The sequence below is a fragment of the Plantactinospora solaniradicis genome, from assembly GCF_042658085.1.
Lineage (GTDB): Bacteria > Actinomycetota > Actinomycetes > Mycobacteriales > Micromonosporaceae > Plantactinospora > Plantactinospora solaniradicis.
Genome location: NZ_JBHSPR010000008.1, coordinates 233,411 through 247,429, shown reverse-complemented (window position 1 = coordinate 247,429; position 14,019 = coordinate 233,411). Strand labels below are relative to the sequence as shown.

At 69.6% G+C, this 14,019-nt stretch carries 11 protein-coding genes; 10 read left to right on the top strand and 1 reads right to left on the bottom strand.

All coding sequences use genetic code 11. The annotated features are described in order from the left end of the window. Positions 1-155 precede the first annotated feature (155 nt). The 3 genes from ACFP2T_RS10955 (at position 156) to ACFP2T_RS10945 (ending at position 3,719) form a co-directional block, all read left to right on the top strand. Entirely contained in the window at positions 156-1,367 is a 1,212-nt protein-coding gene (locus ACFP2T_RS10955) for a sensor histidine kinase (RefSeq protein ID WP_377420367.1), read from the top strand. Beyond that, a complete protein-coding gene (locus tag ACFP2T_RS10950) occupies positions 1,364-2,128 on the top strand; it encodes a response regulator (RefSeq protein ID WP_377420365.1) in 765 nt (254 codons plus the stop codon). Before ACFP2T_RS10955 ends, ACFP2T_RS10950 begins: the two co-directional genes overlap by 4 nt. Positions 2,129-2,303: 175 nt before the next feature. Next, positions 2,304-3,719 carry an aminopeptidase P family protein gene (locus ACFP2T_RS10945; protein ID WP_377420363.1) on the top strand — a complete coding sequence of 472 codons (1,416 nt, stop codon included), beginning with the start codon at positions 2,304-2,306 and terminating at the stop codon, positions 3,717-3,719. Between the two features lie 39 nt (positions 3,720-3,758). Here the strand turns inward: ACFP2T_RS10945 and ACFP2T_RS10940 are convergent, their stop codons facing one another. Beyond that, positions 3,759-4,364 (bottom strand): TetR/AcrR family transcriptional regulator, encoded by a 606-nt coding sequence (locus ACFP2T_RS10940; RefSeq protein WP_377420361.1) that lies wholly within the window; start codon positions 4,362-4,364, stop codon positions 3,759-3,761. Positions 4,365-4,473: 109 nt separating this feature from the next. Here ACFP2T_RS10940 and ACFP2T_RS10935 point away from each other — a divergent pair, with 109 nt between their 5' ends. From ACFP2T_RS10935 to ACFP2T_RS10905, 7 genes are all read left to right on the top strand, one after another. Then, positions 4,474-5,439: an oxidoreductase gene (locus ACFP2T_RS10935; RefSeq protein ID WP_377420359.1), complete on the top strand. Its 966-nt coding sequence runs from the start codon at positions 4,474-4,476 to the stop codon at positions 5,437-5,439. A 294-nt stretch (positions 5,440-5,733) separates the two neighbouring features. After that, positions 5,734-8,886: a glycosyl hydrolase 115 family protein gene (locus ACFP2T_RS10930; RefSeq protein ID WP_377420357.1), complete on the top strand. Its 3,153-nt coding sequence runs from the start codon at positions 5,734-5,736 to the stop codon at positions 8,884-8,886. 115 nt (positions 8,887-9,001) lie between these two features. Beyond that, positions 9,002-10,213, top strand: coding sequence for an extracellular solute-binding protein (locus ACFP2T_RS10925; protein ID WP_377420355.1), 1,212 nt, complete (start codon positions 9,002-9,004; stop codon positions 10,211-10,213). Then, a complete protein-coding gene (locus tag ACFP2T_RS10920) occupies positions 10,210-11,406 on the top strand; it encodes an ABC transporter ATP-binding protein (RefSeq protein ID WP_377420353.1) in 1,197 nt (398 codons plus the stop codon). The genes ACFP2T_RS10925 and ACFP2T_RS10920 overlap by 4 nt, the downstream gene beginning before the upstream one ends. Further along, entirely contained in the window at positions 11,403-12,359 is a 957-nt protein-coding gene (locus ACFP2T_RS10915; protein WP_377420351.1) for an ABC transporter permease, read from the top strand. Before ACFP2T_RS10920 ends, ACFP2T_RS10915 begins: the two co-directional genes overlap by 4 nt. Further along, entirely contained in the window at positions 12,359-13,222 is an 864-nt protein-coding gene (locus tag ACFP2T_RS10910; RefSeq protein WP_377420349.1) for an ABC transporter permease, read from the top strand. The genes ACFP2T_RS10915 and ACFP2T_RS10910 overlap by 1 nt, the downstream gene beginning before the upstream one ends. 306 nt (positions 13,223-13,528) lie before the next feature. Further along, the gene (locus ACFP2T_RS10905; RefSeq protein ID WP_377420347.1) at positions 13,529-13,960 is read left to right on the top strand and encodes a hypothetical protein; all 432 of its coding nucleotides are present in this window, start codon (positions 13,529-13,531) and stop codon (positions 13,958-13,960) included. Positions 13,961-14,019 lie beyond the last annotated feature (59 nt).

The following is a 14,019-nucleotide window of genomic DNA, read 5'->3' as shown; positions in this document are numbered from 1 at the left end:
CGGAGCCGGCGACCCCGTGGTCGTCACGCGACGGAGCAGTCTTCACCGGCACCGGCACGGGTGATCGTCCCCGGGCCCATCCCTCCTCCGGGGGACGGGCGAACGCCGGACCAGGGATGACGCCCGCACCATCGGGTCCGGCGACAATGGCCTACGTGAGCCAGCCGAGCGTACTGATCGAACGGGCGGTCACCGTCGGCCGGCGGATGACCGGCGCACCGGAGTGGCCGACGACCGCCGGCCTGCTGCTCGGGCTGCTCGCGATGGTCGAGGTGGCGCTGCGGGTGACCGACTCGGGGCCGAGGGTCTCCATCGCGCTGCTGCTCGCCCTCTGCGCGACCGTGCCGCTGGCCGTCGCCCGCACCCACCTGCTGATCGCGGCCGTGACGATGACGGTGGCGACCTCGCTGACCCTGGCCACCCTGCCCCGGCTCACCGGCGCCGGCCTGGTCGCCCAGCTCGCGGTGCTGTACCTGGTCGGCCGGCGGCACTCGCCGTGGGTCGCCGCGCCGATGGTGCTGCCGTTCGTCGGGTACGCCCTGCTCGGCCCGCTGTGGCTGTCCGGCACGGCCGGCAGCGGACCCGACCCCTCCCCCGGCGCCGGCCGGCTCTCCGCCGTGCTGCTCGCCGCCGCCACCACGACGGCGCTGGGCACCGGTATCGCCCGCCGGCTACGCCGGGCGGCCGCCGAGCGGGCCGTCTCCCGCCAGGCCCTGGAGGACACCCTGCTCGAGCACGTGGCGCGGGGCGAGCGGGCCCGGATCGCCCGCGAGCTGCACGACGTGGTCGCCCACCACATCTCGATGATCGCGGTGCAGGCGGAGACCGCGCGCCTCACCACCCCGGGAATGCCGACCGAGGGGGCGAAACGGCTGGTCGCCATCGCGGAGACGGCACGCGCCGCGCTGACCGAGATGCGCCGGCTGCTGGGAGTGCTCCGGTCCGACACCGAGGGCGTGCCGACCCGCCGTCCACAGCCGAGCCTGCACCAGCTCAACGAACTGCTCGACGAGGCCCGCGCCTCGGCCGGCGTCGCCGCCCGGCTCATCGTCCGGGGCCACGTCAGATCGCTGGACCCGGGGATCGAGCTGACCGCGTACCGGATCGTGCAGGAGGCACTGACCAACGTACGGCGGCACGCGCCGGGTGCCGCCGTCGACGTCGCGCTGCACTACACCGCCGACACGCTGTGCCTGAGCGTCCGCGACAACGGTCCGGGTCAGGCCGCCGTCGGTGCGGCCGGGCACGGGCTGGTCGGCATGCGCGAGCGCGTCGCGATGGTCGGCGGCACCCTCACCGCCGGCCCGGCACCGGTCAGCGGGTTCCTGGTCCGGGCGACCCTACCGCTACCGGAGGAGACCGGATGATCGAGCCAGGCGCGGGTACGACCGGCTCGGCGACGACGGACGTGGGCGGACCGGGCCGGGTACGGCTGCTGGTGGTGGACGACCAGGAGGTGGTCCGGGCCGGCTTCGGCGCCCTGCTCGCCACCCAGCCGGACTTCGCCGTGGTGGGCAGCGCGGCGGACGGCGCCGAGGCGGTCCGGCTCTGCCGGAGCCGACAACCGGACGTGGTGCTGATGGACGTGCGGATGCCGGTGATGGACGGCATCGAGGCGACCCGGCTGATCGCCGGAGCCCCGAACCCGACCGGGCCCGTCGACGAGGACGCCGGGACGGACGGCGGACGACCCCGGATCATCATGCTCACCACCTTCGACCTCGACGAGTACGTCTACGACGCGCTCTGCGCCGGGGCCAGCGGCTTCCTGCTCAAGGAGGTGACCGCCGAACGCCTCTTCGACGCCGTACGGGTGGTGGCCGCCGGGGACGCGCTGCTCGCCCCGGCGGTGACGCGACGGCTCATCGGCGAGTTCGCCCGGATGCGCCCCCGGCCACCGCAACGGGCAACGCTGCTCGACGCGCTGACCCCACGGGAGACCTCGGTGCTCCGGCTGATCGCCGAGGGGCTCTCCAACACGGAGATCGCCGATCGCCTGGTGATCAGCGAGGAGACGGTGAAGACCCATGTCAGTCGGGTGCTCGGCAAGCTGCGGCTGCGCGACCGTACCCAGGCGGTGGTCACCGCGTACGAGTCCGGGCTGGTGGTACCCAGGACCAGGTCCTGACGGATCCCCAGGGCACGTCGATGGACTCCGGGTCTTCGGACAGCTGCCGGAAGCGCGCCGGGCCACAGCGTACTCCTGTCGATACCTGGCGACGCGACCTTGCGGGGCGAACCGGTTGGCAGCGATGGTGTGATTCTCCGTCCGGGATTGCCGACCCGGCGGTGAGAGGTTTCGGATGTCCGACAACGCCCCTGCCACCAGTAGCCACGACCTGCCGGTGCCGCCGGCCCTCGCGGAGTTCATGCTCGACGGCTGGGCCCCGGTCCAGGCCCCGGTGCGGGTGGATCCCGAGGTCGCGAGCTGGGCGGCCAAGCGCCGCGCCCGGCTGACCGGCATGTTTCCCGGCGAGCATCTCGTCGTGCCCGCCGGTGCGCCACCGGTACGCAGCAACGACCAGTACTTCCGGTTCCGGCCCGGCTCGGACTACACCTGGCTGACCGGCGACGGGGACCGGGGCGGGGTGCTGGTGCTGGATCCTGCCGGCGACGCCACGCTCTACTCGGACGAGCCGCCCCGGCCCGGCACGGCTCCATACTGGACCGATCGCGCCGCGGGCATCGTCTGGAACGGTCCCCGCGCCGACCTGGCCGCCCTGGGCGAGGCGTTGCAGGTCCGTTGCCGCCCGCTCGCCGAGTTGCCCGGGGCGCTCGACGCGGCCGGTCGGGCCCGGCTGCTGCGTACGGTCGACGCGGGCGTGGACGCCCTGGTGCCGCGTACCGACCCGATCGCCGACGTCGACCTCGCGGTGGCGCTGGCCGACCTGCGGCTGATCAAGGACGAGTGGGAGGTCGGGCAGCTCCAGCACGCCGTCGACGTCACGGTGCGAGGCTTCGAGGACGTGGTGCGGGCGATTCCGGAGGCTCTCGCCGGTGGTGGCGAACGATGGCTGGAGGGCACCTTCTCGCGACGGGCCCGGACCGACGGCGAGGAGGTCGGCTACCAGCCGATCGTCGCGTCCGGAGCCCGCGCGGCGATCCTGCACTGGAACCGCAACACCGGTCCGGTGCGTCCCGGCGAGTTGCTGCTGCTGGACGCCGGGGTCGAGGTGGGGTCCCGGTACACCGCCGACATCACCCGGGTGTTGCCGGTGGACGGCCGGTTCAGCCCGCTGCAACGGGACGTCTACGAACTGGTCCGGCGGGCCAACGACGCGGCGATCGGGCAGCTTCGGCCGGGTGCGATGTTCCGGGACTACCACTGGGCGGCGATGGCGGTCTTCGCCGCCGGACTGGTCGACCTCGGGCTGCTGCGCTGCTCGGTGGAGGAGGCGCTGGATCCGGAGCGCCAGCTCTACCGCCGCTGGACGCTCTGCGGCTCGGGGCACATGCTCGGGTTGGACGTGCACGACTGCGGCCGGGCCACCACCGCCCGCTACGTCGAGGGCGAGTTGCAGGCCGGCATGGTGCTCACGGTCGAGCCGGGGTTGTACTTCCAGCCCAACGACGAACTCGTCCCGGCCGAGTTGCGGGGACTCGGGATGCGGATCGAGGAAGACCTTCTGATCACCGAGGACGGCAGTCGGAACCTGTCCGCCGCGCTGCCCCGGACCGCCGACGATGTCGAGGGGTGGATGTCCGCCCTCGCCGGATAGCCCGCCCTGCTGGCCGCTGGCACCCGCCTCCCGTCCCGGTCAGCTCGGTCGGGCCCGGAGCCCCTCGCACACCACCGTCACGAGCCGGCTCAGGGCGGCGCCGTGGGGGTCGTCGACGTCGCGGGAGAGGCAGCCGGCCATCAGGGCTTTCACGTCCGGGTACGTGATGTCGGCCCGTACCGCTCCGGCCTGCTGTGCACGGGCGAGCATGGTGCGCAGCTGGCCCGACACGTCGTGGCCGGCCTGGGTAGCGGCGGTCTCCAGGTCGTAGCCGGCGCCGGCCAGGGCTTCCGCCAGCCCCCGGTTGGCCGCACCCTCGCGGACCAGCGTTGCGAAGAAGGTGAAGAACGCCGTCGCCGCGTCGTGGGTGTCGGCGAGCGCCTCTGCCTGGCCGGTGAGCTGCTGCATGCGGTCGAGGAGAATCGCCGCGAACAGCTCCTCCTTGGTGGGAAAGTGCCGGCTGACGGTGCCGGTGCCCACGCCTGCGCGGCGGGCGATCTCGTGTACCGGCACGGACAGTCCCTCGGTCGCGAAGACCTCGGCCGCCACCTGGAGCACCCGGGCCCGGTTGCGCTGTGCGTCGGCGCGCAGTGCCCTGCCCGGCCTGTGGCTGCTGGTATCCGACGCGGCGGGCTTGTTCGCCATCGCGGGGTCGCGCCTCCCATCACGGGTCGACAAACGGGACGGCCATCCCGTATCTTTCAAGAACCGGGACGGCTGTCCCGATTCTACCTCTCCGGATCGGAGACATCAGATGGCAACGAGCACCATGCGGCGCTGGACGTCTGCCGACATACCCGACCAACGAGGACGCACAGCCCTGATCACCGGCGCGAACACCGGGCTGGGATTCCAGACGGCCAAGCTGCTCGCCGAGCACGGCGCCACCGTCATCCTGGCCTGCCGCAACCCCGGCAAGGCGGCCGAGGCCGCGGCTCGCATCGCCACGTCGGCGCCGGACGCGACCGTACACACGCTGCAACTCGACCTGGCATCGCTGGCCTCGATCCGGCACGCCGCCGAACAACTCCGGGCCGATCACCCACGCCTGGATCTGCTCATCAACAACGCCGGCGGGATCAGGCCCCGGTACGCGGTCACCGAGGACGGCTTCGAGTCGACCTTCGCGACCAACCACCTCGGCCCGTTCGCGTTCACCGGGCTGGTCCTGGACCAACTGCTGGCCGTACCCGGGTCGCGGATCATCACGGTCAGCAGCATCGGGCACCGGCGGGGCACCGTCGACTTCGATGACCTGCACTTCGCGCGCGGGTACCGGTACCAGCACGCGTACTTCCAATCCAAGCTGGCCAACCTCATGTTCACCTACGAACTGCAGCGGCGACTGGCCGCAGCCGGCGCGTCGACCATCGCGGCGGCCGCCCATCCCGGCAACGCGCGGACCGAGTTCGGGCGCGAGATGTCCCTGCTGGTCAGAGTTCTGATGCGTCCACAGTTCCGGATGCTCACCTGGTGGCTGATGCAGAGCCCGCAGAGGGGTGCCCTGCCCGCGGTACGCGCCGCGGTCGATCCGGACGTGCGCGGCGGCGACTATTACGGCCCGCCGGGCCGGGCTCAGTTCACCGGATACCCCGCCCGGGTCCAGTCGTCCGTCCGATCCCACGACACCGGGGCACAACGCCGCCTGTGGCAGGAGTCCGAACGGCTGACCGGCATCACCTACCCCGTCAGGGAACCCGTACGCGTCACACCATCCTGACTGGGTCCAGATCGCGACTCGGGGGTCGCCGGCGACCGCCGTGAAAGACTTTCGGGAATTCGCCCGCAAGGTTTCAGGAATCAACGAGTCCGCTGGCGAATGCGACGGGGGCCGAACAGATTCCCCGGCACGAAATCGGGGCTGGTCATCGCAATCCGTGCTGCTATGGACACACCATGCATCGAAGTTGGCCTTGACCTCATCTCGCGATGTGTTTAGATTTCCTTTCCGGAACACTTCCGATAAGTTTCACGCCGCACCTTCCCCCACCTCCTTTCAGGCCCGGAGCGCGCGATGCGAAGGTCAATCCCTGCCGGCCTGCCGGCTTCCCTCCACAGCGGACCCGCCGGCTCCAAACTCTGGCGGGTCCTGCTGTCGCTGACGGTCGCCATCACGGCGGCGCCCGCCCTGGCCGCGTCCTCGGCCGGAGCGTCCGGCGGACACGCCGACAAGTCCGATCCCGCCGGTTTCATCTCGTCCCGGTCCCAGCCGGGCAGCCTGCCCCTGGTCGAGCACGGCCGGGCCGCGACGCTGGTGGTGAGCGCGAACGACCATCCCGGCGTGGTCCGGGTGGTCAACGACCTTCAGGCCGACATCGAGCGGATCACCGAGGTACGCCCGGCGGTCTCGGTGGACCAGGTGCCCCGGCACGGTGAGGTCGTGCTCGTCGGCACCATCGGCAAGAGCCCGCTGATCGACCAACTCATCGCCAACCGCAAGCTCAACGTCGCCGGAATCGCCGGCAAGTGGGAGACCACGCTACAGCAGATCGTCCAGAATCCGCTGCCCGGCGTCCGTCGCGCCTTCGTGATCGCCGGCAGCGACCAGCGGGGCACCATCTACGGTGCGTACGAGGTGTCCAAACAGGCCGGTGTCTCCCCCTGGTACTGGTGGGACGACGTACCCGCGCGGTCGAGTGACGCGCTGCACGTACTGCCCGGCCGGCACACCCAGGGCACGCCGGCGGTGCAGTACCGCGGCTTCTTCATCAACGACGAGAACCCGGCCCTGGGCACCTGGGCACCGAACTTCTTCGGACCGGGGCTCGCGCCGGGCTACGAGGGCGGCTTCAACCGGCACTTCTTCGCCAAGGTCTTCGAGACCATGCTGCGGCTGAAGGCGAACTACCTCTGGCCAGCCGTCTGGGGCCGGGCCTTCGCCGAGGACGACCCGGCCAACCACGCCACCGCCAAGGAGTACGGCGTGGTGATGGGCACCTCGCACGAGGCGCCGATGATGCGCGGCATCGAGGAGTGGAACCGGCACGCCCGGGGCGGCACCGATCCGTACGGCGGCACCGGCGAGTGGAGCTTCCGGCGTAACTCCGAGGCACTCAAGGGGTACTGGCGGGACGGCATCGAGCGGATGGAGGAGCAGGACTTCGAGGGCGTGGTCACCCTCGGCATGCGCGGCAACGGCGACGTCAGCCTGCCCGACGGGGACGGCATCGAGCTGATGGAGAGCATCATCGCCAGCCAGCGCCAGATCCTCGACGAGGTGAGCGACCGCGAGCTGCCGGACATCCCGCAGGTCTTCACGCTCTACAAGGAGGTCCAGCGCTACTGGGACCGGGGCATGCGTCCGCCGGAGGACGTCACGGTGGTGTTCTGTGACGACAACTGGGGCAACATGCGCAAGCTGCCGGACCAGAGCCTGCCGGCCCGTGCCGGCGGGTACGGGATGTACTACCACTTCGACTACGTCGGTGGCGGCCGGAACTACAAGTGGGTCGACACGATCAACCTGGCCAGCACCTGGGAGCAGTTGAACCTGACGTACACGTACGGGGTCGACAAGCTCTGGGTGGTCAACGTCGGCGACATGAAGAACGAGGAGCTGCCGCTCCAGCTCTTCCTCGACTACGCCTGGGACCCGACGAGCATCCCGATCGAGAAGCTCGACGAGTGGCAGGAGGCGTACGCGGCGCAGAACTTCCCGGACCGGTACGCCGGGGAGATCGGCGAGATCCTGCACGAGTACGGCCAGCTCCAGGCCCGACGCAAGCCGGAACTGCTGAACCGGAAGATCACGCTGGACCCGGCCAAGGATCCCGCGACCGACTCCTCGGCGGTGGTCTACGACGACCAGGGCAACCCGTACAGCCTGACCGACTACCAGGAGATGCGCCGGGTCGTACAGGAATGGCGGCAGCTCGCCGCGCGGGCCGAGCAGGTCCGGGGCCGGCTCCCGGACGGCTACGACGACGCCTACTACCAGCTCGTCTACTACCAGGTGAAGGCGTCGGCGAACCTCTACGCCCTACGGGAGGCACAGTTCACCAACCTGCTCTACGCCGCGCAGGGCCGGGCCGCCACCAACGCGATGGCCGAGGAGGCCGAGGCGCGGTTCGCCGAGGACCAGGCGATGTCCGACTACTACAACAACACCCTGGCCGGCGGGAAGTGGAAGGGATTCCAGACCCAACCCAAGATCGGGTACGGCGACATCGCCCGGTACGGCCCGAACGCGCCCTGGCAACAGCCGGAACTGAACTACCAGGCCCTGCCCGACGCCTTCTACCCGCACCTCAGGCGGATCGAGGTGCCGGCAACGGCCGAACTGGGTGTCGCGATCGACGGCTCCGACAAGTGGTGGCCCGCCGAGACCGGACCGGCGGTGCTGCCGACGTTCAGCCCGTACCAGAGCCAACCGGGGCAGTACATCGAGGTGTTCAACCGGGGCACGGTCCCGTTCGACTACACCGTCAGGGCCGACGCGCCGTGGCTGAAGCTCGACCGACGCGGTGGCCGGGTCGACGACCAGGTCCGGATCGGCGTCCGGGTCGACTGGCGGCACGCGCCGAAGGGCAGCACCACGGTGCCGATCACGGTCACCGGGCCGAACGGCGCCAGCGTCGTGGTGCAGGCGTTGGTGGACAACCCGCAGGGGCTGCGGCCGAAGGGCCACGTCGAGGCGAACGGCTACGTCTCGATTCCGGCCGAGCACTACACCCGGGCGGTGAACACCGGCGGGGTGTACTGGAAGCGGATCCCCGACCTCGGTCGGACCGGTGACGGCCTGACGCCGTTCCCGGTCACTGCGGCCAGTCGTACGCCGGGCGGCAACACCCCGCGCCTGGAGTACGAGATGACCCTGACCACGACCGGTCCGGTGAGAGTGTCGGCGTACCTGTCCCCCCGGAACAACGTGCTGCCGACCGACGGGCTCAGGTACGCGGTCTCGATCGACGGCGCAGCTCCGCAGATCGTCAACGTCACCACCAGCACCGGCGCGAACGACACGACGATGAACCGGCAGTGGGAGCGGAACACGTCCAACAACGTCAACGTCACGACCACCGTCCACACCGTCGACCGGCCGGGCGTACACACGCTGAAGTTCTGGATGGTCGACCCGACCGTGGTGGTGCAGCAGCTCGTCGTCGACACCGGCGGGCTGCGGCCCAGCTACCTGGGACCGCCGGAGAGCAGCCGAATCGGTCACTGACAACCCGAGAACCTCCTACCGGTGCGGTCCGCGCCAGCCCTTCCGGGGGCCGGCGCGGACCGTCCCCGCATAGAGAGACATCATGGACCAGCACCACGGAGAGAAGGGAAATGCCATGCGCCGAAGCCAACGCCGACTGTTCGCCGCCACGGCCCTGACCGCACTGAGCCTGGTCGCCGCCTGCGGTGCCCCCGAGACCGCCCAACCCGGGCCGAGCGGAGGCGCGGTTCCCGACAAGCCCGGCTCGCCGGTCGTGCTGAACATCCTCGACGTCGCGGGCAACCTGCAACTCACCCAGGCCATGATCGACGACTTCGTGTCGAAGAACTCCGACACGGTGTCGAGGGTGACGTACTCGAAGTCGCCCTCGCCGGAACTGGTCGGGAAGGTCAAGGCCCAGCAGGACGCCAACCGGGTCGAGATCGACCTGGTGCTGACCGGTGTGGACGGACTCGCGGCCGGCATCGAACAGAATCTGTGGACCCCGCTGCTGCCCACCCACGCCGCCCGGCTGCCCGGGATGGCGAACTACCTGCCCGGCGCGGCGGCGATGCAGAAGCTGGCCGGCGACCACGGCGTGACGGTCACCTACTACCCGTCCGGCCCACTGATCGAGTACCTGCCGTCGAAGGTGCCGGACCCGCCGACCAGTGCCCAGGCACTGCTCGACTACGCCAAGGCCAACCCGGGCGCGGTGCAGTACGCCCGGCCGTCCAACTCCGGACCCGGCCGGACCTTCCTGATGGGCCTGCCGTACCTGCTGGGCGACACGGACCCTAAGGACCCGGTGAACGGCTGGGCCAAGACCTGGGCGTACCTCGCCGAGCTGAACAAGTACGTCACGCTCTACCCGTCCGGTACCGGTGAGACGATGAAGAACCTGGCCAACGGGTCCGCGAAGATCATTGTCAGCACCACCGGCTGGGACATCAACCCACGGGTGCTCGGCACGGTGCCCGAGGAGGCGAAGGTCGGCACGCTGGAGGGCTTCCACTGGGTCACCGACGCGCACTACGCGGTCGTCCCCAAGGGAGTGTCGACGGACAAGCAGGCCGCCGTCCTGGCCTTGCTGAACCACATGCTGACCCCGGAGCAGCAGGCCAAGGCGTACGACCAGGGCTACTTCTACCCCGGGCCGGCGATCAAGGACGTGCCGCTGTCGATGGCACCGGAGGCCAGCCGCCAGGCGATCGAGAAGTTCGGCCGCCCCGAGTACGAGCAACTCATCGCCAGCAACCCGCTCGAGGTGCCACTCGACGCCAAGGCGCTGGTCGAGGCGTTCAGCAAGTGGGACCGCGAGATCGGCGGCGCGAAGGTGAGCAAGTGAGCTTCGCACAACTACGGCTCGACGGCGTGACGAGGAGTTTCGCCGGCCACGACGCACTGACCGACCTGGACCTGACGGTCCGCAGCGGGGAGTTCATCGCCCTGCTCGGACCGTCGGGTTGCGGCAAGTCCACCGCGTTGAACTGCCTCGCCGGCCTGCTTCCGCTGACCCGGGGCAGCATCTGGTCCGACGACACCCGGCTCGACACGGTGCCGGCGGAGCGGCGCGGTTTCGGCATGGTGTTCCAGAACTACGCGCTGTTCCCCCACATGTCGGTACGCCGCAACATCGCCTTCGGTCTACAGATGCGTCGGCTGCCCCGGGCCGAGATCCGGCGCCGGACCGAGGAGGCCGTCCGGCTGGTGCGGCTGGAGGAACACGCGGGCAAGCTGCCCGGACAGCTCTCCGGAGGTCAGCAGCAGCGGGTCGCCATCGCCCGCGCGGTGGTGCTGGAACCCTCGCTGGTGCTGATGGACGAGCCGCTGTCCAATCTGGACGCCAAGTTGCGGCTGGAAATGCGTACCGAAATCCGGCGGCTGCACCAGTCGCTGGGGCTGACCACGGTGTACGTCACCCACGACCAGGAGGAGGCACTCTCCCTGGCGGACCGCCTGGTGGTGCTCCGCGCCGGCCGGGTGCAGCAGATCGGCACGCCGGAGGAGTTGCACACCCGACCGGCGAACTGGCACGTCGCCGACTTCATGGGGTACCGCAACCTGCTGCGGTTACGCGCCGACGAACGTACCGGGCCGGCGGAGGTGGTGGTGACCGGTCATGGGCTGCGGCTCGTCGGCACCCCCGTCGGGCCGGTACGTGCCGGGGCCGAGGTGATCGCCGGGGTACGCCCCGAGGATCTCCGGATCACCGGTCCGGAGGAGGGCGTGCCGGCCGTCGTCGAGGTGGTCGAGTACCAGGGCCGCGAGGTGGCGGTCGAGGCCCGCACCGCCGAGGGGGTCCAGTTCAACCTGCGTACCCAGTCGCGTCCGGCCCTCGGTGAACGGATCGGGATCGCGGTGGATCCCGTCCGACTGCTGGTCTTCGCGACGGACGAGGCCGACGCCGGCCTGCTGGACGAGCCCGTCGACACGGTATCGCCGGGACCGGCCATCGGGTCGGCGGACGAACCCACCGACGGGGACGACCGCCCCGCCGGCGAACCGGCGGACGAACCCGCGACCGGGAGTTCCCGGTGAGTGCCACGGCGACGCCACCCCGCACCGGCGACCCGACCGACGACGATCCGTCGAAGGGGCGGTCGAGAGCCGGGGCGCGGGTGGCGCTGCGGCACCGGTTGGCCGAGCGCGGCGTCGACTGGCAACTCCTGCTGCTGTTCCCGGCCGCGATCTTCATCCTGGTGCTCTTCATCTACCCGTTCGGGTACGGCGTCGGGTTGTCGTTCCAGCCGACCGAGGGCGGCCCGTTCGCCGCGTACCAGGAGTTCTTCTCCGACCCGTACCTGCGGGACACCATCTGGACGACGCTCAAGCTGTCGCTGCCGGCCGCCCTGCTCAACGTGGCGGCCTCGGTGCCGATCGCGCTCCGGCTGCGGGGGCGGTTCCGGGGCAAGCGGCTGCTCACCACGGTGCTGGTGGTGCCGATCACCCTCGGCACGGTGCTGACCGCGCAGGGGCTGCTCAACTTCCTCGGCCCCACCGGATGGTTCAACCGGACCCTGCTGGCGGTCGGCCTGACCGACGATCCGGTCCGGCTCACCAACAACTACTGGGGGGTGTTCTTCTCCATCGTCATCACCGGGTTCCCGTTCGCGTTCCTGCTGGTGCTGTCGTACCTGTCGGGAATCGATCCGACGCTGGAGAAGGCCGCCGCCACCCTCGGGGCGAACTGGTGGCACCGGTTCCGCTGGATCACCCTGCCGCTGCTGGCGCCCGGCCTGGCCACCACGTTCTGCCTCACCTTCGTGCTGGCGTTCAGCGTCTTCCCGTCGGCCATACTCGTCGGTGACCCGGCCGGCACCACCCGGGTGATCTCGATCGCGGCGTACGACGCGGCGTACGTGCAGTACGACTATCCGATGGCGGCCACCATCGCGGTGCTGATGGGCCTGGTCGAACTGCTGGTGATCGCCGCCGTGCTCGGCTGGCGGACGCTGTTGTACACCGGCTCGACTGCGGGAGGGAAGGGCTGATGGCGTCGACCGGTTCGGCTCCGGCGCGTACCCGCCGACGCCTGGTGGCCCGGCCGGCGGCCTGGTTGATCTGGGGCGTGGTGGCGTTCTTCTTCGTCAACCTGGCCGGCGTGATCGGTTCGGTGCTGGTCAGTTCCTTCGGCAACCGGTGGTACGACACCTGGTTCCCGCAGGAGTTCACCACCAAGTGGTACGGCCAGTCCTGGCAGGAGTTCGGGCTGTTCCAGGTGCTGGTGGTGACCCTGGAGGTGTCGCTGCTGGTGGTCGGCATCTCGGTGCTGATCGGGGTGCCGGCGGCGTGGGTGCTGGCCCGCTACTCGTTCCCCGGCCGGCGGCTGCTCTACCTGCTGTTCCTGCTGCCGATCCTGATGCCGCCGATCACCTACGGCATCCCGCTGGCCACGGTGCTCTACAAGTACGGCTTCGCCGGGCACCTCTCCGGGGTGGTGCTGGCGAACCTGGTGCCGTCGGTGCCGTTCGTCATCCTCACCATGACGCCGTTCATCGAGCAGATCGATCCGGCATTGGAGCGGGCGGCCCGGATGTGTGGGGCCGGCACCCGGCAGATCTTCGTCCGGATCCTCGCTCCACTGCTGACGCCGGGGATCCTGGCCGCCTCGATCCTGGTCCTGGTCCGTACGGTCGGGATGTTCGAGTTGACCTTCCTCACGGCGGGGCCGGACTCGCAGACCCTGGTCGTGGCGCTGTACTACTCGATGTCGGCGGCCGGCATCCGGGCCCAGCAGTCCATCGACGCGATGGCGGTCATGTACACCACGATGATGTTGGTGCTCCTGGTCATCGCGTTGCGGTTCGTCAATCCGACCCAACTGGTCGCCCGGGTCCGGGAGGACATCGACTGACGCCGCACCGGACCCGGTGGCGCCGTCGAAGGCCCCGGGTCCGGTGCGTTCCGTCCGATCCCGTCGAATGGGCGAAACCACTAATAGTGATCGGCATGTGAGGCGGCACTACACCAGCGATCGAGCTTGATTAACTGTTATGCATTGACACTAAGCGACAGCTCGTGAACACTCGTTGCAAGGTCATCCGTTGACAGGGTCTCCGTTCAGGAGGCCTGGCTCAAGCAGCCTGGAGGAAATGTGGCCAACAGCGTTCACGGGCGTGCCGGAAACGTAGTCAAGACTCTAGCTGGCCTGTTACTCGCGATGCTCGCCACGATCGCGGGTCTGACCGTTTACCCCTCGGCAGCCTGGGCTGATGGCGGTTGGCATCCCTACACAAAGTCCGCCGACTGGTTCTGCGAGGCGCGTAACAACCTTGCCCCTGGGGTGGCCGCCGAGGTCTGCGTGGTGGTGCGAGGTCGCCTTACTCAGGCCGTTACCGCCATCCGCAATACGAGTGGCAATACAATAACTATTGAGGGTGGATATTCCGATCTTTACGTGAACGGTTCCCTCACGGTCGAGAATACCAATAACTGCAACTACACGCCTTTGAGCAACGGTTACGCGGCCGCCTGTTTCGGGCCTACGCGAACTCTCCAATGCAGTGACTTCGTCTTCGGCAGATCCATGGTGGATACCAGCGCAACCATTGCGGTCGTCTGGTCATCACCTGAGCGGCAGATGTGCCAGTGAATGACTGTTGTCGGAGCCTGGTCACTTTCGCCAGCCTACTGAGGCATGCCTGCTGATTC